This is a genomic window from Anaerozeibacter quisquiliarum, from assembly GCF_051162045.1.
GTDB lineage: Bacteria > Bacillota > Clostridia > Christensenellales > Aristaeellaceae > Anaerozeibacter > Anaerozeibacter quisquiliarum.
In genome coordinates, this window is sequence record NZ_JBISDI010000033.1 from 15,141 (window position 1) to 42,112 (window position 26,972).

A 26,972-nucleotide genomic window follows, 5' to 3' on the forward strand; every position below is an offset into this window, starting at 1 on the left:
GCCTCCTTCGGTTCAGCGTTTGGGGTTACAAGGAGTATCCGTAGAGCGCGCGAGCCTGGTCAGAGGATACCTTGCCATCATCCAAGTCGCGCGCGACGAGCGCTTTGGCGCGCTCCAGCGGATTTCCGAATCCGCCGCCACCCGGCGTACGCACGCATATCCTGTCATCTCGGCCAACGACGACCTGATCACACATCGATGGAAGCCGCTCGGGCGCCCGGCCTTCGGACAGCAGGAAGAATCCGCCAACCGCCCCGGGAAGACCGTTTGCCTGTCCCCAGGCGCCCATACGCATCCGGCCGCCGTGGCCGGTGAAGGTGACGCCGTCCGCCAGGAAACCAAACACGCGCTCAATCCCAAGACCGCCTCGATGTTTTCCGGCCCCGCCGGAATCCCGGATCAGGGAATAGCTTTCGATGAGGATCGGATTTTCGGCCTCGAGCGCTTCGATGGGCTGGTTGGAGGTGTTCGTCATGTGCACCTGAATGCCGCTCATACCGTCGCGATACGAGAAAGCGCCTTCGCCGCCCGCAATACCCTCCGGATAAATAAACAGATCGTTTGTGCGAGGGTTTATGCCCGACAGGTTGACGGATGTACCGCCGTCGTGGCTGCAAGCCGGCACTCTCCCCGGCATCGCAGGGTATAGCGCCCCGAAGATCGCTTCGACGACGCGCTGACAGGCACTCATGCGCTCGCCCAGCGGCGCGGGCGATAGGGAGCTTACGATGGTCCCGGGTGTTGCGATTACATCAAAGACCCGGAAAATACCTGCGTTGGAAGGGATTTTCGGCCCAATCAATGCTTTGAGCGCATAGAACACCGTCGTCATGAGTGCGCCATAGGTGATGTTGATGTTCTTTTCCACCTGGCGGCTAGACCGGCTGAAATCAAGCGTCATATGCCCTTTTTCGACCGTAATCTCGACGTCGATCGTGATTTCACCGTCCGCCGGCGGCTGGGGCGGGTCGTCCACATACTCCGTAAAATGATAGGTACCCTCCGGAATTCTGGCAATACCGGCCCGCAATGCGTTTTCCGCGTAATCCTGAAGATCGCTCGAGGCGTCGAGCAGCACGTCCGCGTACTTTGCGTAGGCCTCTTTGACGCGCTTGATGCCGGTGATGTTCGCGGCAACCTGCGCATTGAGGTCGCCTGTGCGCTGCGCGGGCGTGCGGCAATTCCCGACGATAATGTCAAAGATGTCCGGAATGATCCGCCCATCCCGACAGGCGTAGATGGGCGGCAGCCGCAATCCCTCCTGGAAGATCGTGGTCACTTCTCCGGAGGTGCTGCCCGGTACGATGCCGCCGATATCGGAATGATGGGCGATATTGGCCACCCACATGATCAGTTTCCCATCCGCGAAAACCGGCGCGGCAAACACAATGTCCGGGAGATGGGACCCGCCGCCGTTGTAGGAATCGTTGGCAATGAACATATCGCCCTCGCGGATATTTCCGACGCCGAATTTGTCGATGATCGAAAGGATGCTGTCGGACATGGAACCCAGATGCATCGGAATGTGCTCCGCCTGCGCGACGAGATTGCCCGACGCGTCAAACACGGCGGTAGAGCAATCCTTACGCTCCTTGATGTTGCTGGAATAGGAGCTCTTGATGAGCGCCACACCCATCTCTTCCGCGATGGAAAGCAGCAGATTTCCGACGATCTCCACGGTAATCGAATCGATCGCTTTTCTTTTTATCATATGGCGTTTCCCTCGCTATCCTCGGAATGCATGACGATGTTGCCCCATTCGTCGATTTCGCAGCGCCAGCACGGCGCGATGACCACGGTGGTATCCATTTGTTCGACGACCGCGGGCCCGCGGAACACAGCGCGCAGAGGCAGTGAATCCTTGTCGTAAATCGGGCAGTCCTGAAAGCCCTCGCGCGTGAAATAGACTTCGCGCCGTGCCTTGGGCGCAAGGCGATGTGCCGCTCGGTTCGAACGCGTAAGCGCGGGTTTATCGCGAAGGCCGATGGCGGACAGTCTAAAGTTGACCAACTCAATCTCCTGTGTCCTGTCGCAGTGCCCGTAGTTCTTTTCGTGCTCCTCATGGAATGTCCGGCAGATATCTGCAAGCGACGCCTCATCCAGCTTTTCATCGGACGCCGGGACGGTGAGCTCGTAATTCTGCATCCGATAGCGCGCGTCGATCCGGCGAATATAGCGGCGGCTTTGCGCGGGGACGCGCTCGTTCGCGAGAAACGCTTCGCCTTCCCGCTCCAGTTCCTCAAAGACCCGGTTGATCGCGTCGAGGTTTTCCGGCGAGGCCTTTACGATGTTGGTTTTGACATAGTCGTATTTCACGTCGGCAACGAGCAGTCCGAGCGAACAAAACGTACCTGGCGACGAAGGGATGATGATACGACGCACGCCCAACTCCTCGGCGATATCGCAGGCATGCAGCGGGCCGGCGCCACCGAAAGCCACCAATGCGAATTCGCGGATGTCAAAGCCGCGCTCGACGGATACGACCCGTGCAATGCGCACCATGTTGGCGTTTATCACACTGACGATGCCCTTCGCGGCTTCAAGAACGTCAAGACCTGTCTTTGCACAGATTTCGCGCTCGATTGCGAGCTTCGCAAGGGAGGCGTCGATGCTCATCCGGCCGCTCAGCAGCTTTTCAGGATTGAGCCGGCCCAGCAGGATATTGGCGTCGGTCAAAGTGGGTTTCGTTCCGCCGCGCATGTATGCGGCCGGGCCGGGTACGGCGCCGGCGCTTTCGGGACCAACTTTTAACGCCCCGCCGTCATCGATATGGGCGATGCTCCCGCCGCCCGCGCCGATCGTCTTGATGTCGATCATCGGAATACGGACCGTGTAGCCCTCGATCTCCTTTTCGGACGCGAAGCTCGGCGCATCCTTTGACAGCAGGCAGATGTCGGCGCTGGTGCCGCCCATGTCGAAAGTGATGATCTGCTCGACGCCACAGAGCCTGGCGACGTATTGTGCGGCAACCACCCCGGAACTCGGCCCCGACAGCGCTGTGCGGACAGGCGCCTCGACCGTTTCCGAAATGGAAATGATGCTGCCGTTGGATTGGGTGATATAGGGTTGCGTCGCGATGTCAAGGCTGCGAACGGCGCGTTGGAAATTGTTTACGTACGTTTTCATGACCGGACCGAGGAACGCGTTGACAACGGTGGTGCTCATGCGGGGCACTTCGCGAAACTCCGGCGTTATACGATGGGAAACGGAGACGAAGGCGCCGGGGAACCGCTCGTGGATAACTTGCTCGATTCTGCGTTCATGCTCAGGATTGACGTAGGAAAACAGCGTACACACCGCGATGCCGTCTACGCCCTCCGCCTTCAGAAAATCGACGACCGCTTCCACATTTTCGACATCCAGTTCGCGGCGGACTTCTCCGTCGTACAGAATGCGCTCGTCCACTTCGCAGAGGTACTTGCCGCGGACGATCGGGGAGGGCTTCTCCTGCGTGGAGTCGTATAGGCTGGGGCGGGTCTGGCGGCTGATCTCGAGCAGATCCTTGAACCCTTTCGTGGTGATCAATGCGGTCTTGCCGCCCTTTTTTTGAATCAGCGCGTTGGTGGCAACGGTTGTCCCATGCGCGAGGTAGGAGATCCTTCCCGGATCAATATCGTGAAGCTTCATGATTTCCTGAATGCCTTCTATGATTGCCCGGGAGGGATCGTCTGGCGTTGAGCTGAGCTTGTAGTGATTGAGCCGCTGGGTATCCGTCTCAAAGAATGAAAAATCAGTAAACGTGCCGCCCACATCAATCCCGAACCAATAGGACATAAGCACTTCTCCTTTTCGGATGCCCTCGCAAGACATCCTGTCCATACCCACCGGTGTTGCCATAAGTATAAACCCGTAGGAATACGTTGTAAAGCGAATAATTTAACACATATATATCCGTATTGTGCATAACAATGGCATATTGAGCCTCGATCCACAATTGAAAATTATGGAGATAACGGATAATGGCCGATGATCGTGGCATCGGTTCTCAATAGAAACCAGCCGCCTCCACCGAATGGCGACAGCTTTGCGAGAATCGTATTTCGCTGGCTTTGGGCAAGTTCCGGTCATACCCGCGTTGGGAGGCAGGAACTGCGAGCTCTTTGGGGCGAAATACTTCGACGCGGGCAGCGAGACCTGGTGCTGCGGTGGCAACACCAGGTCCGAGTACTATGCCGGCTAATACCGCTTTACCATACTGACCGCCGCAATTACTGTCAAACAGGGATCATGCTATAAGCCATTCCATTGCAAGGACTTGATCTACACTTTCACACCCCGGATGTAAAGATCGGCAAGAGAATAACGGAATCCGTACTGCACGAATGAAACACATCTATGAGTATCTCGCTTTATGCCCCAACTGCCTGCCGGAGCGTATCGTCAATCTCACCCTCGAAGAAGTGGATGTACCGGTTGTAGGTGATCTCCACGCTGGCGTGGCCCAGCAGCTTGGAGATTATCTTCACCTCCACACCCCTAGCGTACAGGTTGCTGGCGAAGGAATGCCGAAGGGCATGCAACCCCCGATGCTCTACCTCTGCCGCCTCGCAGGCCTTCTCCATGGTGGCGAGCAGATTCCGGTAGCTCAGGTACTTGCCGGTCTGGGTTGCGAACACGTAGGGGCATCCGTGAACCTCCTGTGCCTTTAGGCGTTGGATGGCCTCCAAAGCCCGGCCGTTGAGGGGAATCGTGCGCTTGCCCGAGTCCGTCTTGGTGGTGCGCTGGACGGTGTTCTTCCCGTCCACCCGGATCATGTTCTTCGTGACCTTCAGCGTGCGCTTCTCCTCGTCGATGTCTCCCCATTCCAGCGCCAGCGCCTCACCCGCGCGCAAGCCTGTCTCCAAGATAAGGACGGCTCCCCATCCGTAGCGGAATCGGAGCCGTCCGTTTTTTTCCTCGGTAAAGGCGGCCGCTAGTTTCTCCTGCTCATCCTTTTCGTAGGGGAGAACCACCTTGGTGTTGTGGGTCATGGGCGGCATCTGCACGCCTTGTACGGGGTTGCGCTGAATCACCTCAGTCAGCATCGCGTGCTCCAGTACCTGGCTGAGCAGCAGCTTTTGCTTCTTGATGGTGGACGCGCTCATGTCCTCCAGTCGATTGACGTACTCCTGGACATCCTCCAGCCGAATCGCCCGGATGTCCATCTGGGCGAGTTCGTCCTTGCAGAGAAGTTGAAGGCAAAACTGGTATCGCTCGTAGGTGCTTGGCCTGATCTTGCCCTTTTTGAACTTCTCCAGCCAGTTCAGCATGTAGTCGGCCAGCGGGATACAATCTTCCGTAGGTGCGGTATAGGCGGCGGGCGCTTTGGCTGTGGCTTTCGTGCCTGCATCTGCTTTTGAGCGCCCGTGCTTTTTCTCAGGACTTCTTTCTTGTGCCGGTTGAAGCGCCTGGAACCGCTTCAGCACTTCCTGCTCCGAGTTGCAGGTGATGAATTTACGCTTCCCGTCAACATCACGGTACCCCGCCTGGTACCGCCCGTCGGAGCGTTTGGTGATCTTGCCCAGCTTCAAGTGAACGATCGTCACGGTTTTCCCTCCCGTTTTAGCGTTGCCATCCAGAGAACCAGCGACATGGTAAATCGTTCGCTCCACAGTATCAACTCCATTTCGGATCATAATTGGCGTTTCGGGGAGAGAAAGAAACCGCCGGGATTTGTCCCGTATCCACAAGACAATCCCGGCGGAAAATGGCGAGTGAATGGCCTTGCTGGTGGCTAACTGGGCTTCTGGCTGCTGCCAGGTCTATCGCTATTGTCACCCGCACCTTCGTGCTCGTCCCGGAGTTTGGTTAGCGCGTTGGTCAGAAAAGCGGGCAGCTTCACACCCATCTCGCCGACGTTCTCCAGAACCGATAACGCGTCATTTGCAATAAAGAAGAACGCCGTCGAGGTGCGGAACACACCCGCCGCGTTGCCAGTGATCCGATCGAGTTGTGCAGCCAGGATGACGATCAGGAAGATTGAGCCTTTCTTCATCAGCCCGTCAAAGCCAACGGAAGACTTCAGCGTCTTGGTCTTGAACGCCGCGGCGACACCGGTGATGTAGTCCATGATGATGAAGATGAGCAGGATCTCCAGGCTCTTGTCCCAGCCGCCCAGCAGCGTCGAAGCCACGCCCGCGCCAATCGCGGCCAGGGTGGAAAAGAAAGTGTCCTTCATATGGATGCCTCCTCCGTGTATTTCGTACTGATCCAGCAGATCTCGTCTCCAAAGAGAATCGGGACCCAACCGTTCGTGTCCGCCAGCGTCAGCACCGAGCCCTTGTTCACTGCTTTCACGACGTCAAACCCGGCGCCGGGACCCGAGCGGATGTTGACCGAGTTTCCCGTGACGCGGACGCTCTTGGGTGGATCAGCCAGCTCAGCAGGCGTCGTCTCATCTGGCATTTCCGTGGGTGATTCAGCAGCAGGCACGAGCCCCAGCGCAGCGAGTGTTGCAGCGTCGCCCTTCCCAGTCACCGGAAGGCCCGCCGACTTTTGGAAAGACTTTAATGCCGCCTGCGTCTTTAATCCGAACTCGCCATCGCCGCTCAGGTCGGCGCCATGCTTGTTCAACGCCTTCTGGAGCGCAGCCGTGCGGTAGCCCTTGTGTCCCACGATCAAATCACACGCTGGATTGTACCGCGTCAGCGCGCAGACTTTCCCGGCATAGTGCGTCAGGCTGTCCAGCCGAACGCCGTACGCCGAGCCGCGCGCATGGACGATCTTCGACGCGGACGCCACCATCGTGACATGCGTGATCTTGTTCGCCCGGCTGGTTTTCATGGTGTTCAGGAATTGCAGGTCGCCCGGCTGGTTGGCCTTGGCGATCACGGACGAGCCTCCGAACTTCTTCCCGATCTCGGCGTAGGTCGCCGGCCAGAGCAGTTCGAAGTCATCATCATAGACCTCATTACAGGACAGCGGGACCTTGCCGCCATACTTCCACGCCTTGCCCATCGCGCTGTACGCACGAGCGACGAGCGACGAGCAGTCAAAGATGTTCTCCTGCGTGCGCTTGGCCTGGCTGTACTTGCAGCCAACCTTCTTGAGCGCCCAGTCCCGCGCGCCCTGTGCGATTTCCGCATACTTCATGGAATCCTCTCCTAACAAAAATAGCGCCACCAGGCGCATGAAAACAGCATCAATTGGGCTTACAATGCAATTGTGCATCGTGTAAATTGCACACTTTTTACTGTAGGCGCAGCGCATTGCGCCGGGCCGTCATAAGCGGCGGCCCGGCAAAAATCGCGCCCCGGCGCTTGGAAACAGAGTCCCAGCCGCCCGCTATGCATAGTCTCCAATGGAGATCCAATGAACATCGCACGCGTTGTTGCTGCTTGAAGCGTACGTGAGCGACCATGTGAATCCAGTGTTGGAAAGGGCCGTAACCGCCAGCTTCATAGGCCTGTCGTATGACCCCACGATGCCACTCAACGTAAGCTGCATGTTTGGTGTAGTTCCGGCCGCATAAGGGACAGAGAACGTAACCGACCCTGTCCTTGTTCCGTTGTTCGGCAGAGTGGTCGCAACGATCCCGCGCTGGATGCCCAGCGCCAACAGCCCCTCGCCGTCGCCGTAAGCATAGGTGGCCTTGACCGCTCCGGCAGGGACCGACGCAACCTGAGTATTTGTCCAAGCCACCGTCAAGCCCGACATATACGGCGGCGACTTAAAATCGACAACCCCGACAGTGTCGTACGTTTCCGTTTTTTCAACGTAGACGTCCCACACGCCTGCCGCCGTCCGGTTGATATAGGCGCTCTTGATCTTCCCCGCGTACGTGAACGATCCAAGCGCCGGATCGGTCCCATTCAAATTGGCAAAGAAGATGAACAGCCGGCTCGGCATGCCCAACCCCCGCTGAGAGATACCGATCTCAATCGGGCAGTTTATGTACGCAGCGGTAATGGTCAGCCGGCAAATCTGAATCCACCCAGCGCTTCCCCCGGTTCCGCCCGCGGAATGGACATAAAACCCCTTCCGCATCTGCGCCGCTTGGTCGTAGTTCGACTTAAGCCCCACGTCGAACAGGCTCGCGGTCGATGCGACCTTGCCGATGGCCATGCCCTCGCCGGAGGAATGCAGGTCGAAATAGATCTTCTTGCCCGGCAGTTCCGCCAGCACTTCCGGCGCCGTGGCGTACCTATCCGCCAGCGTCACCGAAACGACATAGCTGCCGGAGCCGATGGCGCCGCTGCCGATGACGCCGGTGATCATGAACGAGTAGACCGTAGCGCCGGCTGACGCCATCGCCGAATCCAGCGAGATCGCCGCGGAGTACGAGCCGCCCGCCGCCTTGAACTTGATCGAGCCGGCCTTCGTGTTCTTGTTCGCAATCGCCGCAAAGGAGCAGGAGAGCGTGAACTTGATGTAGGCCCCGTCATTGGACAGCGAGCCGTCGGACAGCGCGCGCGCCAGCGAAAGCCCGGTGACCATTGGCGTGAAGTACGAATTGACCGTGACCGCCGAAGCGCGCGTCAGCGTCGCCTTCTGGCCGCGCGTGTCGGTGACCTCAATGACCGCCGTCAGCGCGCCGGTCGCCGCCAGCACGTCCGTCGTGATCGAGAACGGATTGACCGCCGTCTCGCCGGCCGCGGCCGTGTACGTTTTGCCGCCGATGGTCAGCTTGTACTCCTTGATCGGCGCGCCGTAGCTTAGCGTCACATTGATCGCGCAGACCGCCCGGCTCCGCCCCTGCACATAGACGCCCACCGTGTCGCCGGCCGGATTCGAGAGCGTAAACGTCGTGCTCCCGCTATTGATGACCGGCACATACGACGCCGGTACTTTGAGCGGATAGTCAAACGAAAGCGTCGAGGACAGCGCGCCGTCCAGATACGATTCGAGCGTCAGCCGGACCGTGCCAACCATACTGTCCTTGATTTCGTTTGCGAGCGCTGCAGGCGGAGTCCAGCTGATCGTACCACCTGCGTCCACCGCCACGCCGCCATTCAGCGCGCCGCTCGACGCCCCGATGGAATACGACACCTTGTGCGTCAAGCCGCTGCCGGCCGTACCGACCGTGATCGCGGACGCAGCGCCGATGGTGAATTCACCATTCGGAACGGTCAGCGTCGCCTCCTCGTACTCGATGACCAGACGCGGCGAAGAACTGCCCGTTCCGCCGGAGAATTCGCAGTACGAGTTATCGCCGGAGCCATGCCGCACGTGCATGTACCACGTGCCGGCGTACCCCTGCAAGACCGCCTTGTACGCGGTCAGGTCCCACTCTTTGGTGTTCTCGCCGCTCGAAACCGAGATCGACAGCGTGAAATCCGTCTGCGTTTTGGTATCCCAATCAGCGTCCGGACGCGAGCCGACCTTCAGCGTCTTGGAGGAATACGAGTCAACGCGCTTCATGCGCAGCTTGACCGACTTGATGTACCACGACTTGTTGATCGCAGGGAAACCGAACCGGCCGTAATAGGTGGCCGTCCCCGACTTGCCGACCTTCAGGTACTCGGTGCTGCTGGAAAAACCGGAATCGCCCCAGCGCGGACCGGTGCTGGTATTGATCGTTACCGTTGGCATCCCATCACGCCCTCCTGCAGGTCAGATTCCCGGTTCCCGCCGTGTACTCGAAAAGGACCTCGCCCAGACGGAGCCGCGGCGACTGCGCTGACTGGCCCACCTGCAGGTACGACGCCGTGATCGTCTGGAGCAGGCCGAACACCGCAACCACAATGGCGTCCGCACCAAGCCCGGCGAGGAACTCAAGCTGCTGCGTTCCGAGCCGCGCCGCGGACTTCCCGCTTACGCTGGTGATGGTCAGGCCGTTTTCGCCAAAATCCATCGACTTCGCAAGGTTGTCGAGCAGGTCCTGCTTCGCCTGCGTCGCCAGTTCGCCCAGCACGCCGGCGTTCACCATGACGTTCTGGAACGTCTCGTTCTCGATGGTTCCTTGCATCAGCGCCTCAATCATGGAGGCCGCGCCGGCGTAGTCGGCGATAATCTCCCACTCGCCCGCGTCGCCGCCGGAGCCGGCGCGCCAGATCTTCAATACATAGGTTTCGGTGTTCAGCCACATCAGGCCGTCTGTGGGGTTCTCCGGCGGGTTGGCCTGCCGGACCGTATCGCTGGGCGCGACGACGGTGATTCGGCCGGTATTGTTCAGCCCCGACACGGTGCAGGTGAAGGTGGCCTGACGAAAAATATCGGCTTTCAGGACTGCAACGGATTTCACGCCCTGATGCGCTGTATTCCAGGCGGCGTCGCCGACCCCGTCAAGGCTTGACCGCGCCCAGGAAAAGAGCGATGGAGCGTAGTTGGCGGTCAGGTCGGTGGCGCCGCGCAGTACGCGGGCGGTCAGAACCGTCTCCGGGACTTCCGCGGTCAACACGGTTCCGCGAGAGGCATCAATGGTAACTGTAATGCCCACCGTCTGCTCCGCGACGCCGATGACGCTATTGTTGGCGGAGAGGTCGAGCGCCTCCACCGATTCCGGCTCCAGCTGCGCCGCCGAGATGCTCTCCATGGCGATCTTTCGGCCGGAGATGGTCGAGGGCAGCTGCCATGAGGCGACCGCGGTCTTTCGCATGTCCTGCCGGACGGAGCCCAGCTCAATGGACCGGAACTTCTCGTTCAGGCAGTCGAACTCAACACGGTTGACTTCGGTCAGCACATCGAGATGGATGCCCGGGTGTTTCACCCGAATCCGATCATAGAGGAACACATCCTCGAGGCTCCGGTACTGGGCGTATTCCTCGGTGTCGCCCAAAGAGAGGAACTCCACTTTCAGGGACACCTTGGGCAGGTCGGCGTCGTTTGCCAGCGCGGCCAGCGCTTCCCGGATCATGCGCACTCGGACCATGGGTTTCGTGACGGTCTTGGTCTCTTTGCACTCGCCGGAGCAGGTGATCGCCTGCACATGGGGTGTGGGGTACAGGCTGGCCCGCGGGCTGTCGATCCAGGTCTGGCCCTCACCAATTGTGTACACGATGCCGTCCACGTTATAGCTTCCAGGCGCGAGCAGCAGGTCCTTGCCGCTCTTGTCTTTGCCGACCGGCACGATCCGGGTGACTACATCGGATGCGTCCACCTCACAGGAGACGCCCAGCAGGTTCTTCGCGTATTCGATGCGAACCCCGCGGTTGAGCCCCGCGTCCCGGAGCAGGAAGAAGTCGCAGTTGTCGCGGACGAGTTCCGCGCCCCACAGCGCCGCAACGCCGGTCTCGGGGTCCAGCAGCGCGCTGACGGGATTGACCCGCGTCCAGCCGTCGGTCACTCGTTCGCCTCCGATGTCGGTGAATCCGGAGAAGGGCGTGGGCGCCAGGCAGTTCCCCAGGATGCCGTCCACCGCGTCCACGCAGGAGGTCCGCCCGGCGGGGTAGGATGTAAGGTTGTTCAAGAGGTCGTAGAAGATGTGCCGGGCATAGGCGGTGACGCCGTCGTCGCGGAGCTCCACTTTGTAGATTCGGAAGAGCTGATCCGCCACGATCCATGCGGGTGCGACGGTTTCAATGGCGGCGGGATCATTTGGCCAGTCCTCGGTCAGCGTGTACTGAATGGCGGACTTCGCAATCCAGCCGTAGCAGGTGTAGGTCTTCCACACCCATTTGCCCTTGCGCCGTACCTTTTTCTTTCCGGTAAATACCGCTTTGTATCGGTTCTCGCCCTTGAAGATGATGGGGAGGTGCATGCCCACCGGCAGGTTCTTCTTTCGGACCGCGTCGCCGGTGGCATGATAGTAGAGGTTCCGCTGAGCCTTCGTGGTGCCGGTGCGGATGGTCCAGACCTCGTGGGCGGTGACGAGCGTCCCCTCCGGTGTGATGGGCGGCACGGTGCGCACGGGCACATCGCACTTCAGGATGTAATCATTTTGCAGGAACGTCCAGCGCCCATTTTCGTCGATGGGATGTTCCAGCCGGATCTCCGAGAGGTCGTTCTTCGCCTCGGTGTGCACGCAGGATGTCGGGGATAGCGCGCCGCAGAGGCCCATGGTGTCGAAATCCTCGGCGTCGGGCGCATAGATGTACACTTCGCCCATCAGAGCGCCCTCCAGTTGGGGGTGATCGTGATCCGAGAGACGTTCCCCGTCCAGGAGATCGGGGTGGTACCCACCGGCAGCGTCGGCCATTCGTCCCCGGTCAGCAAGCCGGTCAGGTTGATGCCGTCATGGTACGCCAGCCGCTGGGGCACGTCGATGGTGATCGAGGACGCGAGCCCGGTAATCCCCAGCGTCACCTCGCCGATGATCAGGTCGATGTCGCCGATACCATCCACCGTGATAACGGGTTCCGCGAACACGGTGCCCTGGTTCACGACCGGACCGGGCGCGGTCAGCACGATGTCCGGCATGTTCAGAAGGTACAGGAACGGTTGGCAGCGGAAATTGACGGTGAATTTCCGGTGGGCCCGCCCGCGCACCACCGTCTCGAAGTCTATCTGGTTAGAAACCCGGGCGTGGTAGTAGCCGGTGGGCCGGTTCCCGAACATCACGACGCCTGGACCATGCAGCCAGGCGGAGAAGGCAGGGATGGATGCCGGGTTCGGCGCGACGCATTCGCAGGAGGCGATGAACTCGTCGTACACGCAGTCGCCTTCCGTGATGGTTAGCGTGCCGCTGCGCCCCGGTACCGCCTGCGTCGTCACCCGCTCCTTGGGCCGGCAGATGGCCGGGTGGGTCAGCACATGAATCCCGTAGTCGGTACACTTCACGCCGTTCCAGGCGAACCAGTCGGCCATCACTTCACCCCCATCCCTGCGTACTGGGTTTTGTTGAACTGCGCCAGTTCAATGGCGAGGCTGCGCACATCCTTTTCATCCCGGACGTAGAGCTTGTCCACCTGAACGGTCACGCTCTGGTCCTGATGATAGGTGCGACGATTATCGTAGGAAGAAGTGCTGCCAGCGCCCGCCTGCGCCGCGCCAGTCAGGTATCGGGCAGCGTTCCGGATGATTCTTGCCTGGACTTTGCTCTCGAGAATCGTGCCCTCGCCGATGCCACGGACCATCATCCGGCCGACCTCGTCCCGGAACACCTTTGATGGCGACTGAATCTTGAGCTTCGCTTTCGCAGCGCGCACAGCGGCTTCGGCCACAATCCGCATCGCGTTCACGACGAGGTTCTGGCCGCTCAGGATACCTGCCGCCATGCCGACCATGGCGTTCTTGCCGATGGGCTTCATCGTATCCGCAGCGAGTTCAGTGGATAGAGACGACTTTGCACTGGCGGCAACCACCCCAGCCGCGGAGCCGAACCCATAGCCCATCATGCCGACGGCAACGCCTGCGGACAGGTCTGCGCCGATGGGCCGCGTCATTGCGGAAGGAGAATGGGTCTGTGCCGCTGCGCGCAGCGCCGTTTCAATGGAACTGGCGACAGTGGCCGCATCCCCGGTCCAGTCATAAGCGGTGAGGCCGCTCGCGATGCCGGCGGAGATGTCGTTGCCGACGCCCAGGTATTCGTCCGCGGTCTGAACGACGGTCAGCAGCGCGTTCAATTGCTCCCGCACCTTGGCTTCGGTTTCTGCGTCCAGCGCGCCGCTCTCGAGCGCCGCCATCGCCTGTGCGATGCAGGTGGAGATGTTTTCGAGTTCCTTGGGGTTGAGGCTATGCAGCTGCTCCAGCACCACCGATTTGCCCTGTTGCGCGCTCAGCGTTTCGCCGGCCGCGGCCAGATCCTCCACGCCCTGCACGAGGCTGGTGATGGAGGTGACTTTGTCGGCGGTGCTGGACTTGAGCCAGTCCGGCAGGAAGTTCTGGGGCACCGAATTTAGGCCCGCCTCGGCGTTCTGCACCCCCTCGGGCGAGCCGATCTTGGGCAGCACCTGCACGTGCAGCACGCCGTTTTCGTCAGTACCCAGCACCAGATCGGCGGCCTTGATCTGTGCCGCCGCCTCGGGCGTGACCGGGATCGGGACGCCGTGTTCGTCGTAGAGCGCAAGCAGGCCCGCATCAAACTTGTCCTTGAACGCCTGTGCCGCGCCCCCCACCATGCCGACCTTCATGACCTGGCCGTCGAGGGACACGGGGTTCGCCGCGCGGAAATCGGCCGCGGCCTGGGCGTCGATGGGCGTCAGATGCACGGTGCCAGTGACGGTGGCGGAGAGCATCGTGGTCAGCGACGACGTGTCCGTCTTGAACTGCTCCCACGCTGCAGAAGCGCTGGTCAGGTCCAGGTCCACCAGCACGCGCTTGACCTCGTCCGGCAACGCCTCATTGAACATAGCGGAAAGGCCTTCGAAGGACCCGGCGTTTGCCTTCAGGAAATCGGCAATGGACGCATACCCGCCCAGCACGTCCTTGATGTTGAGGTTGGGGAACAGCTTCTGCGTCTCTTTCGGTGTAAACCCGCCGGAAGGTCCGGCCCCGCCTGCTTGCACCGCATCCTGGATTTGGGTGAGAATCGCCAGGTAGGAGGCCAGTTCCCCCTCGTCCATGCCCTTGGTCAGTTCGTCCAGCTGCGTCAGGATGCCGGAGGTGTTGCCGCCCTGGGCGGACGCGATCTGGAACTCGGACAGCAGGCCCACCAGCTTCTGCAGCTTCTCGTCCGCGCCGCCCAGCTCATCGCTTTGCAGCATCGGCCCCACCAGCTGCGATAGGGCCTCGGCATACTTCTTTGCTCCGTCGATCTTCGCTTGAATATGCCGCTCGTTGAGGGCGTCCAGCGCTTTCTGCTTGTCCGCGCCGTCTTGCATGGCGGCGATGACCCTGTACTCGGCGGCGTAGGTTTCTTCCAGCGCGGCATTGTACTCTGCGCTGCCCTGGGCGGCGGCTTTCATGGCGTCGGCGTACAGGTCGATGGACGCGGCGCCGCCTTCGGCTTCAAGCCGCGCCTTTTCGGCTTCCACGCCCTGCAGGATCTTCTCGTACCCGCCGGATTCCCCCAGCGCGTACTCCAGCTTGATCTGCACCCGCTGGGTGACGATCTCCTCAAGCCGCGCCTGGTCTTTATCGGTCAGCTCGCCGTTCCGGCGCTTCTTCAGAAGGGCCTGGACTTCCTTGTCGTAGGCGTCGAGCTGCTTCAGCGCCTCATCCGAGCGCGTATCCTTCACGCCCAGCCCGGAGAGGATCTTCTGGCGCTCCTCCACCGCCTGCCGAAGTTGGTCGCTGTCCGCCTTGAACTCATCCACATAGGACTTGACGATCTCGGAGGTTTCCTTCTTGCCATCGGTCCATGTGGTGTTGAGCCGGGAGAGCCAGTCCTTCGATTCTTCGATCCCGCCGAAGCTGTCCGGGGTCAGGCCGAAGCGAGATAACGCATCATTTCCGGTATCAAACACGGTGGTTGCCTGCTGCTCAGACCACGCCTTGGCGGTCTCGGCCATGCCCTGGAGCGCTTCGCGGGCTTCCCTGGCGCCGGAGGCGTAGTCGATCCAGCGGTATGCGCCGTACAGCGCCGCCGCTGCGACCGCCGCGATGCCTACAGGCCCCAAGAGGCTCCCGCACGCGGCCAGCACGCCCTTCATCCCGCCGCCCGCGGAGACCGCGGTGGTGATCAGCTTTCCGAACCCGGTGGAAATGGTACCGACAGCGGTATTGAGCTTTCCCAGCACCAGAATCCCCGGCCCGATGCCCGCGACCCACGCGGCCGCGGTGATCAGCGCCTGCCGCTGGCCTTCATCCAACTCCATGAGGCTGTCCAGCAGGTCGTCCGCGCCGGAGATCATCTTCCCGATCGTAGGCGAGAGGTCGTCACCGATCGCCTGCCCGAAAAGCTTCACCTTGTTGCCGAGGATGGTAATACGGCTCTGGGTGGTGGCGTAGCGGGTGGACGCTTCCTTCGTCAGCGCCGTATTGCGCTTCCACTCGTCGTTCGCCATGATGAGCGCTTTGCCGAACAACTCGTTGGCGTTGGTCGCGCGGAGCAGTGTATCCCGGAGCCGGACTTCGGTGATGCCCATGCCCTGCAGCGTCGCGATCGCGCTGATGCCTGACTCGTCCATCCTCGATAGGCCCACAATGAAAGCCTGGATGGCGCTCGCCGCGTCGGTCTTCCACGCCTCACGGAATTCCGAGGCCGTCATACCGGCGACCTTCGCGAAGTCGGACAAGCCGTTCTTGCCGGTCTCCGCGGCCAGCTGCATCTCAACCATGATCTTGCTAAACGCGGAGCCGCCCGCTTCGGCCTCGATGCCCACCGACGCCAGCGCGGCCGCAAAGCCCAGGATCTGCGACTCGCTGAGGCCGACCTGCGTGCCCGCGGATGCGAGCCGGGTCGCCATGTTGACGATGTCCCGCTCCGTGGTGGCCATGTTGTTGCCGAGCTCGACGATGACCGAGCCCAGGCGCCCGAAGTTGTCCTGGGCCATGCCGGTCACATTCGCGAACTGGGCGAGCGCCGTGGCGGCTTCCTCAGACGCCAGGTTCGTCGCGTTGCCCAGGTCGATCATGGTCCGGGTGAACGGCGTCAGCGCGGAATTCCTGATGCCCAGCTGACCCGCGTTCTCCATGACGGCGGCGATGGCGGTGGTGTCCGCCGTCACCTGCGTGGACATGGCCTTCACATCAGAGGCGAGGCGTTTATACTCGCCTTCGGTGGCGTCCACGGTCTTCCGCACGCCGGCGAACGCTTCCTCGAAATCGATGGACGCCTTGGCGGCGGCGACACCCAGCCCGGCGAGGGGTACGGAGGCGAAGGTGGTCAGCTTCTGCCCGGCGCGCTCGAGCGCCTGGCCGGCGACCGTGGCCTTCTTCCCGAAGGACTCCATGGCGGCGCCCGAAGCGAACCACTTCGAGCGCGCTTTTTCGAGCCGCTGGGCCGTGTTCTGGATCGCCGCTTCGGTTTCTTTCAGCGCGGCCTTGGCGCTATTGAGGTTGGTTTCCGCCTTGGTCACCGCGTCGGCGGCGTTCTGCATGGACTTCCGGCTGGCGCCCAGCTGGCCTTCCAGCTTCTTGATCTCCGCGCCGGTGGCCTTGTACTGTTCCTCAAGGTCCAGCAGTTCCAGCCCCAGCCGGTTGGATTCCTCGCTGTTGTCGCCGGTCGCCTTGACGCTGGCCTGGCAGGCCGCGCGGGTCTGGTCGATCCGGTTCTTGAGGTCGGAATACTTGGCCTTCGCGCCATCCAGCGAGGATTTCAGCTCGTCATTCTTCCGGACGGCGGCGGTGAGCTTGGTATTGGCGGCGTCCAGCGCACGCCGGTACTGTTCCACGGCCTTTTCCTGTAGCTGAAGCTTCACCCGGAGCGTGGAGAGATTCGCGCCCAGCCCGGCGGCGGATTTCTCGAACCCGGTGACGCCGGCGCCGGCTGCCTTGAATCGGCTCTCCGCCTGCTGAATCTGCTTATTGATGCTGCCAAGGTTTCGGGAGAAGTTGTCCGAGTCCAGGGACAGCGACACGACGAGGTCGCGCAGGGTTTCGGCCAAGGGTGTCACTATCCTTCCATATGGAATCGGAAGAAAAATCAGCGTGACCGCATCTGTGGCCACGCCTCGTCGATGAACCTTCGTTTGGGGATTTTCGCGCGTTCCTCGCGTTTCGCGTCCCACGCGCGGACAGAGAGAAAGCCGGGCATGTCCATGCCGTCGATCTCGGTCATGGTCCATCCGAATTTCAGGAGTTCGTTGTAGGTTGCCAGGATGTAGTCGTGCAGCGTCAGGATGTCTTCGTCTCCTGCGCCGCCGGAATAGGGAATTCGGAGAGCACGGAAGTGGTTTGCGCCTGGACCGCCATCATCGCAAAGGTGATGTCGTGGATCAGGCGGTCCACCGGGTAGTGGTCGAACACGTCGTCGGGAGAGAACTGGTTGCCGAACAGAATGCAGAACCAGCGGACGAGCACGTCCATGGCTTCCTCGATGCTGGTTTCGTCGGTGACGGCGTTCCCTTCCAGCGCGCTCCTGGCAAGGCCGGTGATGTGCGCGTGCATTTTCGCGGCGGGGCCCATCTCCCGCAGCGCGCGGCCGGACACGAAATCAATGGAGTACTTCTTCTCCCCCAGGGTGCAGGCGATCATTTCTGATGCTCCTTTCTATGGCCGGAATCAGGTGCCGGTCGTGATCACCGGCGTGTACACGCTAGACAGGAACGTGGCAGCCATTTCAGGCGTGAACCCGTTCTGTCCCTCATCGGCGACGGCCTGATAGAACCCGTCATGGGTGCGCTTGATGAACGACCACTCAAGCTTACCCGTCTGCCGGGTCAGGGTCTTGCCCTCCTTTGTGTGGTATTGCTCGGTCGTGGGCTTGGCGCGGCCCTTGAACAGCCACACGTAACGGTACGTGCCGTCCGCCTTTTCGCTCTTGAAGCCGAGCGCGAAGTAGGGCGGCGAATCCCCCGCAGCGCGGAGGAGTACGCCGTTGTCGTCAATGGTGTTGCCCAGGATCATCTCCTGGAGCGTCAGCGGGATGTCCGCCATCTCCATGGTCAGCTTGACGTCGGGGTCGGGGTATACGACGTCGCCCTCGACGTCATCGTAGTATTGCACCTCAGGATCGGCATTTTCCGGGGCGATCTGCGCGTCGATCGCGCCGGCGAGCAGCTGAAGTGTGCCGTAGGCAAGCAGCGCTTCGGTATCGGTGGTCAGCGGCGCGATCACCACATTTTTGAGGCCGACGGTGCTGGACACCGCGGGGGAAGCGGTCGGTTCAGGCATAAGTTGTTCCTCCAATCTTCAGTCTGGGGTATAAAGAAGCCCCCGTTTATCGAGGGCTTCGTTCAGGAGTATCTTCAGTTCTCCATAGGCTTCTTCCGCCCTGGCGTCAAAGGCCGGGCGGACGAAGGGGTGGGGCGGCGCGGGATGCGGGCCGCCGTGGCCAAATTCCACAGGATTTGCATACGGCGCGCCACCTTCAGCGGCATGGACGCCTATCGTCACACGAGCGCAGCGCCGCCCGGATGCTTTCTTGATCCGGAGCGCACCGCGCAGATTTCCGGACCGTGGGCGGGGATCACTGCTGGCGTTCTGGATCATCTGTTCCAGAATTGGCTGAGCGGCACTTTTTAGAATTTTGGCAGTTGTAGTGCCGTCGTTACTAAGCGCATCCGCCATGGCGATTAGGTCGTTTTTCAGATCATCTGCGCCGTTCAGTTGCATGCCCACGAATCACACCTCCCCCGTGCCCACCCACGTCCAGGAGACGAGGTACTGGCGCGCTTCTTCATCAGGCGAGACGCGCTCGTTTTCCTCTATCATTGCATAGCCTGCCGCGCGCATGGCGGCGCGGACGGACAGGATAGCGTCGGTAGGGTCGGGGTCGCTCCAGAGGTTCAGATAGACATAGGTGCGATAACGCCGAGGGCCGTCGTCCCAATGTTCATCCTCGGTGGTCATTGTCGTGTAGACAATGTATTGCGCCGGCGCAGTCGGCTGCGATGCGGTGGGCTTCCACGCGCCGGGGAATGCAGGGATGCCGGTGGGCTTCAGCGCGTCCTGTACCTTTTTCATCAGCCCACCCCGCTGGATGACGCCGTGGTCAATCTGAGGTACCGGCGTTTGAAATCATACTCGCCCAGCTTCGTGATCCCGTACTTCTCGTCCCGGAATCGCACCCACATGCCGGGCTGAACGTCGCCGCGCCAGCGGATGATGAAGCACAGCCCGCGCTCTGCGGTTTCGGCGTCTCCGGCGATGAGGTACCGCGAGGAATCATCCTCAACGGCGGCCCATACCCGGCAGAAAACTTCGTCCGCTTTCACAGGGTAGCCGTTCTCGTTGGCGGTGGTCACGGTGCGCCCGATCTCGACCATGTGTCGGAGCTGGCCCGGATGTGGAATGCTGCGCATGGGCCGACCTCCTTCAATACGCTAATAGGTGATCCTAAAACATCTGTTCAATGGCGCGGTGCGGATAGAGCAGCGCCCGGAACGCGGCGGTCATGACATGGTAGCCAGTCTTCTCCGAACTGTCCCGGCATTCATAGAAATGCGAGGCCATGAGCAGCACAGCCAGCCGCACGGCCTGCGGCGCGTTCTCGCCAAATGACGTGCGGCAAAAGTCCTCGGCGGCTGCCTGCGCCTGCCTGAGCAGCGACTCGAGCAGCGCGTCCTCCTCGTCATGCTGGATGCGCAGGTGCGCTTTCAGCTCGGGTACGGTGACAATCATTCCGGCATCGTCTCAGGCGCCATGAGGCCGGCGGCGCGGAGCGCGCTCAGCAGGGCGTTGAAATCCGCGCGGAGCGCGGTGACGGTCGTGGCCTCGCTGTTCGGGAGGAAAGGCGCCTTCGGCAGGGTAAGCGCCTCGCCGAGCCCCGAAACCTCCGCGCCGGGCAGGAAGGTCAGTTTTCCGCCGATGACGGTCTCGCGCCCGCCGTGGGCGGTGTAGTTCCTCGTCTGGTAATCGTCCATTGCGCTTCCTCCCGTTAGGCGGCCTTCTGCGCCAGCACCTTCACGGCTTCGGGCAGAACCAGCTTGCCATCCACACGCTCGGAAGCCAGGAATCCTACCTGTCCCGTCGCGGCGTACAGTTCGTTGAGCCGCTTGAACGAGCGGCCCTCACGATCCGCTACCCAGTAGTAGGAGAGGTCGCCGAAGAGAATCGCCTTGTTCCCCGCGGCAATGGCGGGCATAAACGCGGAAGTGTACACGGGCCTGCCGAGGATCGTGTCCGGCGCGTTGGCGACGACGGAGGGCTGCCAGAGATAGTCGCCGTTGCCGTTTTTGAGCTTGCGAAGCGCCTTCACGGTGGAATCATTCATGAGGAACACGGCGTTTCTCCGATAGGGTGCGCGCAGCGAGTAGTACAGGTCCATGACTTCGTCCATGGTGACAGCCGTCGCGCTCGCCGCCGTTACGCCGGTTTGCGCGCCGCCGTTTTCGGCCAGGATCCCCGTGGGCTTGCCGATACCGGTCCCGGTGAAGAAAGCCTCTTCCTCCGCCGCGCCGATGCGGCGGGCGAACTCCCGGGCGACATAGGACGCGATGTCGAACACCGAGTCGTTCAGCAGTTCTTCACTGACCTTGATCATGGTAGCCAACTTGTACGCGCCGATGGAGATCTGGCCGAAAGTGTCGTCGCTCTCAGGGTAGGCGGCGCCCTCCTCGATCCATGCAGCCGTTCCCTTGCTCGCCACCACCGGGATCTTGCGGTCGCCGGAAGAGGTGGCGATGCCCTTGGCGAGCTGGCGGAAGATGTTCTGTTCTTCGAGTGCTTCAATGAGCGTCCTTTGAAACTCATCCGGGGCGAGATAGCCGCCGTGGTCATCCTCGCCGATCTTGAGTGTGTTGTACACATCGTGAGAGACGGTTTTGTTGCGCATGGCCTGCCAGAACGCGGCTTTATATGCGTCGGACGCCCTGCCGGTCTTTTCCTTTTGCTCAGGAGCGCCGGGCTTGTCAGTAAGCGGCGATGCGGTGGGCTTACTGAGTTCAAGATCCAGCGCTGCCTGCCGCTCCAGGCGCTCGATCTCCTTGCCGAGGCTCACGACTTCGGCTTCCATTTTGTCATACGTGGCGGCGTCTTCGGCGGAGATCAGGCCGTCCGCGCCGCGCTTCTGGTCCAGGAACGCCTTGGCAGCGTCCCACGCCTTGGCGCGCTTCTCGCGCAGAGATAGAATCTGGTTCATGAAAATCCTCCAATCATTTCAAAAGCGCCAGCCTCTTTTCGAGGCCGGAGGCCGGCACCCTGTCTGACGCTTTTACTCGGGGCTGTTCGGGTTTGGGGATTCGGGCTCTTACCTTATCCAACAGGCTGTTGGTGACGGCTCTTCGGGAGAAGGCGAAACTACGCTCCAACGGTTCGCCGGGCGGCGCATCCTTAAACATGATCTCATCGCAGAAGCCCAGCTCCAGCGCCTTGTTCGCGTTCATCCATGTCTCGGCGTCCATGAGGTGGGACAGCTTCGCCCGCGACAGGCCCGTTTTGATCTCATAGGCGTTGATGATTGACTCCTTGTACTCGTCGAGCATCTGTATCGCCTTACGCATTTCCTCGCTGTCGCCAATCGCCACGGTGAGCGGGTTGTGGATCATCATGGTCGATACGGGCGACATGAGCACCCGTGTTCCGGCCATGGCAATGACGGAGGCGGCTGAGGCCGCGATGCCGTCGATTTTGACCGTCACGTCCCCCGGATACTCCATGAGCATGTTGTAGATCTGCGCCGCTGCGACGCAATCGCCGCCCGGGCTGTTGAGCCAGATGGTGATGGGGCCAGAGCCTGCCAGGAGTTCTGCCTTGAAGGCTGCGGGCGTCACATCATCCGCAAACCAGCTCTCCTCGGCGATCACGCCTTCCAGGTACAGCGTGCGTGTGCCGTTGTCTTCATTTTTGATCCAGTTCCAGAATTTCTTCACAAATCATCCTCCGTTTCTTGATTGGCCGAACCGGAGCGGATGCCGTCCAGCCGGATCATGTTGCCGTTGACCAGGTACAGGTCTCCGCCTTCTTCCGCAGGGATGCGGTCGAGGTTCTCCAGTTCACGGATGTCGTTGGCGCTCATCCAGCCGTTCTGCCGGGCGATGGAGTAGCCGGTCATCCGGCTTGTGTAGTCGCCGCGGAGCAGTCCCTCCACGTTGAACCGCACAAAAAAGCGCTTCTTTTCGTCCGGCGAAAAGAGCGCACGCTGCATGGCTTGTTCCCACCGCGCGATCCACGGCGAGAGGGTGTATTTGACGAATTCCAGGGATTGTTGCTCGATGTTGCTGAATGAGGACTGTTCCAAATCGCCGACCATGTGGGGCGGCACCCGGAAGATGCGCGCAATCTCGTCGATCTGGAACTTCCGCGTCTCGAGAAACTGCGCCTCCTCCGGCGATACCGAGATGGGTTTGTAGGACATCCCCTCCTCTAAAACTGCGACCCGGTGGGCGTTTCCGCTGCCCTGGTAGATGGCGTTCCAGCTGTCGCGCACGCGCTTGGGGTCCTTCACGACGCCCGGGTGCTCCAGAACCCCGCCCGGCTGCGCGCCGTTCTGGTAGAAGGACGCGCCGTACTCGTCGCAGGCAAGGCCCATGCCGATGGCGTTCTTGGCCATGGCGATGGGCGAGTATCCGACCAACCCGTCAAATCCCAAGCCCGGAATGTGCAGGATGTCCGGCGGGTGCAGGAGCACGGTGCTCTTACCGCCGAAGGTGTGCGCGTCCGCGTCGGAGCGTGTGTACTCGTAGTAGATGCGCCCGGCGACATCCCGGTCCACGGTCATGCGGTCCGGCATGAGGGGGTAGAGCGCCAGCACCTCGCCCCGGCCGTTTCGGATCACCTGGGCGTAGGCGTTGCCCCACAATAAAAGGTGGGTCATGAGCGTCTCCCGGAAGGAGAAGGACGACATTTCCGGGTTGGGCTCGTCATGGAGTAATAGGTATAGCGGGTGCAGAACCGCCTTCTCTTTGCTGCCGGCCCGGCTCGGGTCACCAGTGTCGTTGTACCGGTACACGTGCAGCGGCAGCGACGCGATGGCTTCTGCCAGGATCCTTACGCACGCGTACACCGCCGTCATCTGCATGGCGCTTCTTTCGTTGACCACCTTTCCGGAGGTCGTGCCACCGAAAAAGAAAGCATACGAACCGCCATTCAAGCTGTTGCGGGCCGCGCGCCGCCCGGGCTTGTCCCGTGCCCGGAACAGGCCTGTCAAGGGATTTTTCAATCGCTCACCTCCAATTCAGGCATGAAAAAAGAGCATCCGATCAGATGCTCTTAAAAGATAGATTCAGTATCTTGGCAGCGCGTATAGTTCATCAACACTCATACCGAAGCGTTCATGAACATACTGCTCGAATTGCTCAAGTGGTACATAGTATAGTTCCTTCTCCTTTGTGCCGAGCGCGTCGTTGAACATCCGATGTACAGTGTCCAGGTCGGGTTCTTCCCAACCTTTATCATCTGTAGCGGGATAGTACTGGTAAGAACAGCCCACTCCGTCCTTCTCCAAAGATATCAGATACTCACCCTCGCTTGCATGGTAGGTGATACGCAGGCTGTAGCCGTTTATGTCCGTATCAATAAACTCAATGTTCCAGTCACTGTCAAACTCACCCCATTCAGGTCTTGCAATAGCGATGGATTTATAGTGTGGCTCACGATCTTCGTACACGGCGCATACGCCGGCCTCGTCTAGGTCGAAGCCAAGCCATGCGAGCGATCCCTCCGCGACCGTGGCAGCCACCGTAGCGTCGCCCCCATCATTCGACTGTTCAAACGGCAGCGCGAACAACTCTGCAGCAGTCATACCAAAGGCATCATCAAGGGCAGCGATATGGAAATCGATCGGGGCAAGCAATACGTCTCCGTCAACATCGGGGAATATTTCGCGGACAACGTTCTCCAAACTCTGCCTGTCAATTTCACCAAAGCTGTTCTCGGCGCAAAAGTACAGGTAGTTGAGCACAAAATCACTGTCCTTGTATGCCTGAACCACATACGTGTCATGCTCCGGATAGTAGCCAATATCCACTTTGTACTTGTCCGTTCCGAAAACCGTTCGGATACAGTTTTCCGCTCCCATCGCAGTGGGCGTACCCCATTCGATATGGTTGATTCGCACGGACACCTGCTCACTGTCAAAAACAGCCTGCTTGCCGTCACCGTCCATGACAAATCCAAGCTCGGCAAGCGAGGACGGCGCGGGAAGGATAACAAAATCTCTGTCCTCAAGAGCGGGGTAAATATTCGCTATAGGTGCATAGTCCAAATCACAGCCCTCTAAATACAACCGTTTCAAGTTCGTCAGCGAAGCCAACGGCGTCGCGTCGGCGATTGTCGAGCGTTCCAACGCAAGATACTCAAGACTGGTAAGATTCGCAAGCGGGCTGTAGTCCTGCGCCGCACAGTCAGACATCACCAGCACCTTGAGCGCAGACAACGCATGAAGCGGCGTGATGTCTGTGACCGGATTGCCGCTCAGCACCAGTATCTTGAGTTTTGTGAGACTCGCCAGTGGCGTTATGTCGGCTATCTCGTTTAGAGACAGGTCAAGGCTTTCAAGGTTCTTGAAATGCTCAAGACCGCCTATGCTCTCAATGGGCGTTGCTCCGGAAACGTACTGCTGCCACTCAAAGCTAAGGTCCAGCTTTGTCACAGCTTCGGCTTCCGCCACGGTGATCGCGCCATCCGGTTTACCCATCGCGGCGCGCACCATCGCTTCCAGTACAGGGTCGTTAAACGCGACCGTTTCTGGCACTGTCCCTCCCTCTGCCGCGCTTGTGGGTACGACACAGACAACAAGAGAAAGGATCAAAACCAACGTTGTAAGCAATGTGGTAATCTTCCTCATGGCAATGTCTCCTTCACATGTGTTCTCCCCGTAAGCATATTCTCGTGTCCTGGACAGAAAGCCCCGCTTATCATTTAACTGATTATAACACGAGCATAAAAAATGCACAACTATATTTGCAGCAACCCCCTTGTATCATACACGCTCCCGCTTGTCTCCCCGCCGTGCCTCAGCGCCCGGTCCAGCGCCATGATGGTCGCCACCGCGCCGTCGATCTTCTCGGTCGATTTTTCCTTGTCCGGCTTGATGTTCCCCGCCGGGTCGGTGCGGATAAAGATGTTGTCCATCATCCAGCGCAGCACCGGGTGCCCGCCGTGGGCAATCCGGCCTTCCAGCGTCAGCTTCATGAGCTCCTTTGTCGGCGGGGACATGTCCTTGAAGCCCTGGCCAAAGGGTACGACGGTGAATCCCAGCCCCTCCAGGTTCTGCGTCATCTGCACCGCGCCCCAGCGGTCAAAGGCGATCTCCCGGATGTGGTACTTCGCGCCCAGTTCGTCAATGAACCGCTCGATAAACCCGTAGTGGACTACGTTGCCCTCCGTGGTCATGAGGGATCCCTGCTTTTCCCACAGGTCGTAGTTCACGTGATCCCTTCGCACACGCAGGTCGATGTTGTCCTCCGGGATCCAGAAATACGGGAGGATTTCATACTTGCCTTCTTCATCATCCGGCGGGAACACCAGCACGAACGCGGTGATGTCGGTGGTCGAGGACAAATCCAGCCCGCCATAGCAGGTTCGCCCTTCCAGCCGCTTTGCGTCCACCGGGAATGCACAGGCGTCCCACTTCATTATGGGCATCCAGCGCACAGACTGCTTCACCCACTGGTTGAGCCGCAGCTGACGGAAGCTGTTCTCCTCGGCGGGGTTCTGTTTCGCGCTCTCGCAGGCGGCTTTGACTTTGTCGATGCCGACGGTAATCCCGAGGGACGGGTTCGCCTTCTTCCACACCTTGGGATCCGTCCAGTCGTCCTCCTCCGCCGCGCCGTAGATCACCGGATAAAACGTGGGGTCGTGCTTTCTCCCTTCCAGGATGTCCAGCGCTTTCTGATGGGTCTCGTAGCAGATGGACTGGGTGTCCGTGCCCGCCGTGGTGATGAGGAAGTACAGCGGCTGCATCCGCGCGTCGCCCGAGCCCTTTGTCATGACGTCAAAGAGTTTCCGGTTGGGCTGGGTGTGCAGTTCGTCAAACACCACGCCGTGGATGTTGAACCCGTGCTTGGAGTACGCTTCCGCGGAGAGCACCTGGTAGAAGCTGTTGGTGGGCAGGTAGATGAGCCGCTTGGTGGAGGCGAGCAGTTTCACACGCTTGGAGAGCGCCGGGCACATCCGCACCATATCCGCCGCCACCTCAAACACGATGGACGCCTGCTGCCGGTCGGCCGCGCAGCCGTACACCTCCGCCCGCTCCTCGTGATCCGCACAGGTGAGAAACAGCGCCACCGCCGCGGCAAGCTCGCTCTTGCCCATCTTCTTGGGAATCTCCACATACGCGGTGTTGAACTGCCGATAGCCGCTGGGCTTCAAAACCCCGAACAGATCGCGGATAATCCGTTCCTGCCAGTCGATGAGTTCAAAGGGCTTGCCCGCCCAAGAACCCTTGGTGTGACGCAGCGCCTGGATGAAGGCGACGGCGTAGTCCGCGGCGGCCTTGTCGTACACCGAATCCTTCGCCATGAACGGCGTGGGCGTGTACTTTTTGAGCTTCCGCGTGGTCGTCACCTCCCAAAAAGAAAAAGCCTCAAAGGCTTGCTTGCTGATATACGGGGAATAGCCCCCGTGTGGGAGCGTTCCGGTCGGTTTGGTCTTAAGGTTTCAGTTCCGGGTTCGGGGTGTCGCCGTCCCACCGGATGGTGTAGCGCACCTCGGAGGGCTCGCCCGGCTCCCGGGTGATCACCCGCAGGTCG

The 26,972-nt window shown here is 60.5% G+C and carries 22 protein-coding genes; all 22 read right to left on the minus strand.

All coding sequences use genetic code 11. From position 1 onward, the window contains the following. Positions 1-25: 25 nt before the first annotated feature. The 22 genes from ACH6CV_RS13730 to ACH6CV_RS13835 all read right to left on the minus strand — a co-directional run bounded on the left by ACH6CV_RS13730 (position 26) and on the right by ACH6CV_RS13835 (position 26,742). Complete coding sequence (locus ACH6CV_RS13730; protein WP_456358774.1) at positions 26-1,711, minus strand: hydantoinase B/oxoprolinase family protein; 1,686 nt, start codon at positions 1,709-1,711, stop codon at positions 26-28. Then, positions 1,708-3,774, minus strand: coding sequence for a hydantoinase/oxoprolinase family protein (locus tag ACH6CV_RS13735; protein WP_456358775.1), 2,067 nt, complete (start codon positions 3,772-3,774; stop codon positions 1,708-1,710). The genes ACH6CV_RS13730 and ACH6CV_RS13735 overlap by 4 nt, the downstream gene beginning before the upstream one ends. Positions 3,775-4,349: 575 nt before the next feature. Further along, positions 4,350-5,525 (minus strand): tyrosine-type recombinase/integrase, encoded by a 1,176-nt coding sequence (locus ACH6CV_RS13740; RefSeq protein WP_456358776.1) that lies wholly within the window; start codon positions 5,523-5,525, stop codon positions 4,350-4,352. A 188-nt stretch (positions 5,526-5,713) separates the two neighbouring features. Further along, complete coding sequence (locus ACH6CV_RS13745; RefSeq protein ID WP_456358777.1) at positions 5,714-6,157, minus strand: phage holin family protein; 444 nt, start codon at positions 6,155-6,157, stop codon at positions 5,714-5,716. Continuing rightward, on the minus strand, positions 6,154-7,071 hold the full coding sequence (locus ACH6CV_RS13750) for a peptidoglycan-binding protein (RefSeq protein WP_456358778.1): 918 nt from the start codon (positions 7,069-7,071) through the stop codon (positions 6,154-6,156). Before ACH6CV_RS13750 ends, ACH6CV_RS13745 begins: the two co-directional genes overlap by 4 nt. Positions 7,072-7,263: 192 nt before the next feature. Continuing rightward, positions 7,264-9,510 carry a DUF859 family phage minor structural protein gene (locus tag ACH6CV_RS13755; protein ID WP_456358779.1) on the minus strand — a complete coding sequence of 749 codons (2,247 nt, stop codon included), beginning with the start codon at positions 9,508-9,510 and terminating at the stop codon, positions 7,264-7,266. Positions 9,511-9,514: 4 nt separating this feature from the next. Continuing rightward, entirely contained in the window at positions 9,515-11,965 is a 2,451-nt protein-coding gene (locus ACH6CV_RS13760; RefSeq protein ID WP_456358780.1) for a phage tail spike protein, read from the minus strand. Continuing rightward, positions 11,965-12,663: a hypothetical protein gene (locus ACH6CV_RS13765; protein WP_456358781.1), complete on the minus strand. Its 699-nt coding sequence runs from the start codon at positions 12,661-12,663 to the stop codon at positions 11,965-11,967. Before ACH6CV_RS13765 ends, ACH6CV_RS13760 begins: the two co-directional genes overlap by 1 nt. After that, on the minus strand, positions 12,663-17,285 hold the full coding sequence (locus ACH6CV_RS13770) for a phage tail tape measure protein (protein WP_456358782.1): 4,623 nt from the start codon (positions 17,283-17,285) through the stop codon (positions 12,663-12,665). Before ACH6CV_RS13770 ends, ACH6CV_RS13765 begins: the two co-directional genes overlap by 1 nt. 38 nt (positions 17,286-17,323) lie before the next feature. Next, positions 17,324-17,458, minus strand: coding sequence for a hypothetical protein (locus tag ACH6CV_RS13775; RefSeq protein ID WP_456358783.1), 135 nt, complete (start codon positions 17,456-17,458; stop codon positions 17,324-17,326). Between the two features lie 56 nt (positions 17,459-17,514). Beyond that, the gene (locus ACH6CV_RS13780; protein ID WP_456358784.1) at positions 17,515-17,874 is read right to left on the minus strand and encodes a hypothetical protein; all 360 of its coding nucleotides are present in this window, start codon (positions 17,872-17,874) and stop codon (positions 17,515-17,517) included. Positions 17,875-17,901: 27 nt separating this feature from the next. After that, entirely contained in the window at positions 17,902-18,513 is a 612-nt protein-coding gene (locus ACH6CV_RS13785) for a major tail protein (protein WP_456358785.1), read from the minus strand. 18 nt (positions 18,514-18,531) lie between these two features. Continuing rightward, complete coding sequence (locus ACH6CV_RS13790; protein WP_456358794.1) at positions 18,532-18,954, minus strand: HK97-gp10 family putative phage morphogenesis protein; 423 nt, start codon at positions 18,952-18,954, stop codon at positions 18,532-18,534. Between the two features lie 9 nt (positions 18,955-18,963). Further along, on the minus strand, positions 18,964-19,305 hold the full coding sequence (locus ACH6CV_RS13795) for a hypothetical protein (RefSeq protein WP_456358786.1): 342 nt from the start codon (positions 19,303-19,305) through the stop codon (positions 18,964-18,966). Beyond that, entirely contained in the window at positions 19,305-19,643 is a 339-nt protein-coding gene (locus ACH6CV_RS13800; RefSeq protein ID WP_456358787.1) for a phage head closure protein, read from the minus strand. The genes ACH6CV_RS13795 and ACH6CV_RS13800 overlap by 1 nt, the downstream gene beginning before the upstream one ends. A gap of 34 nt (positions 19,644-19,677) precedes the next feature. Then, on the minus strand, positions 19,678-19,962 hold the full coding sequence (locus ACH6CV_RS13805) for a head-tail connector protein (protein ID WP_456358788.1): 285 nt from the start codon (positions 19,960-19,962) through the stop codon (positions 19,678-19,680). Then, complete coding sequence (locus ACH6CV_RS13810; protein ID WP_456358789.1) at positions 19,959-20,204, minus strand: Head fiber protein; 246 nt, start codon at positions 20,202-20,204, stop codon at positions 19,959-19,961. Before ACH6CV_RS13810 ends, ACH6CV_RS13805 begins: the two co-directional genes overlap by 4 nt. Before the next feature lie 14 nt (positions 20,205-20,218). Then, positions 20,219-21,421 (minus strand): phage major capsid protein, encoded by a 1,203-nt coding sequence (locus tag ACH6CV_RS13815; protein WP_456358790.1) that lies wholly within the window; start codon positions 21,419-21,421, stop codon positions 20,219-20,221. A 13-nt stretch (positions 21,422-21,434) separates the two neighbouring features. Beyond that, positions 21,435-22,151, minus strand: coding sequence for a head maturation protease, ClpP-related (locus ACH6CV_RS13820; protein ID WP_456358791.1), 717 nt, complete (start codon positions 22,149-22,151; stop codon positions 21,435-21,437). Further along, positions 22,148-23,440 (minus strand): phage portal protein, encoded by a 1,293-nt coding sequence (locus ACH6CV_RS13825; RefSeq protein WP_456358792.1) that lies wholly within the window; start codon positions 23,438-23,440, stop codon positions 22,148-22,150. Before ACH6CV_RS13825 ends, ACH6CV_RS13820 begins: the two co-directional genes overlap by 4 nt. Positions 23,441-23,503: 63 nt before the next feature. Then, positions 23,504-25,066, minus strand: a complete 1,563-nt coding sequence (locus ACH6CV_RS13830) for a leucine-rich repeat domain-containing protein (RefSeq protein ID WP_456358793.1) — start codon at positions 25,064-25,066, stop codon at positions 23,504-23,506. Between the two features lie 110 nt (positions 25,067-25,176). Beyond that, positions 25,177-26,742, minus strand: coding sequence for a terminase large subunit (locus tag ACH6CV_RS13835; RefSeq protein ID WP_456358795.1), 1,566 nt, complete (start codon positions 26,740-26,742; stop codon positions 25,177-25,179). Between the last annotated feature and the right edge of the window lie 230 nt (positions 26,743-26,972).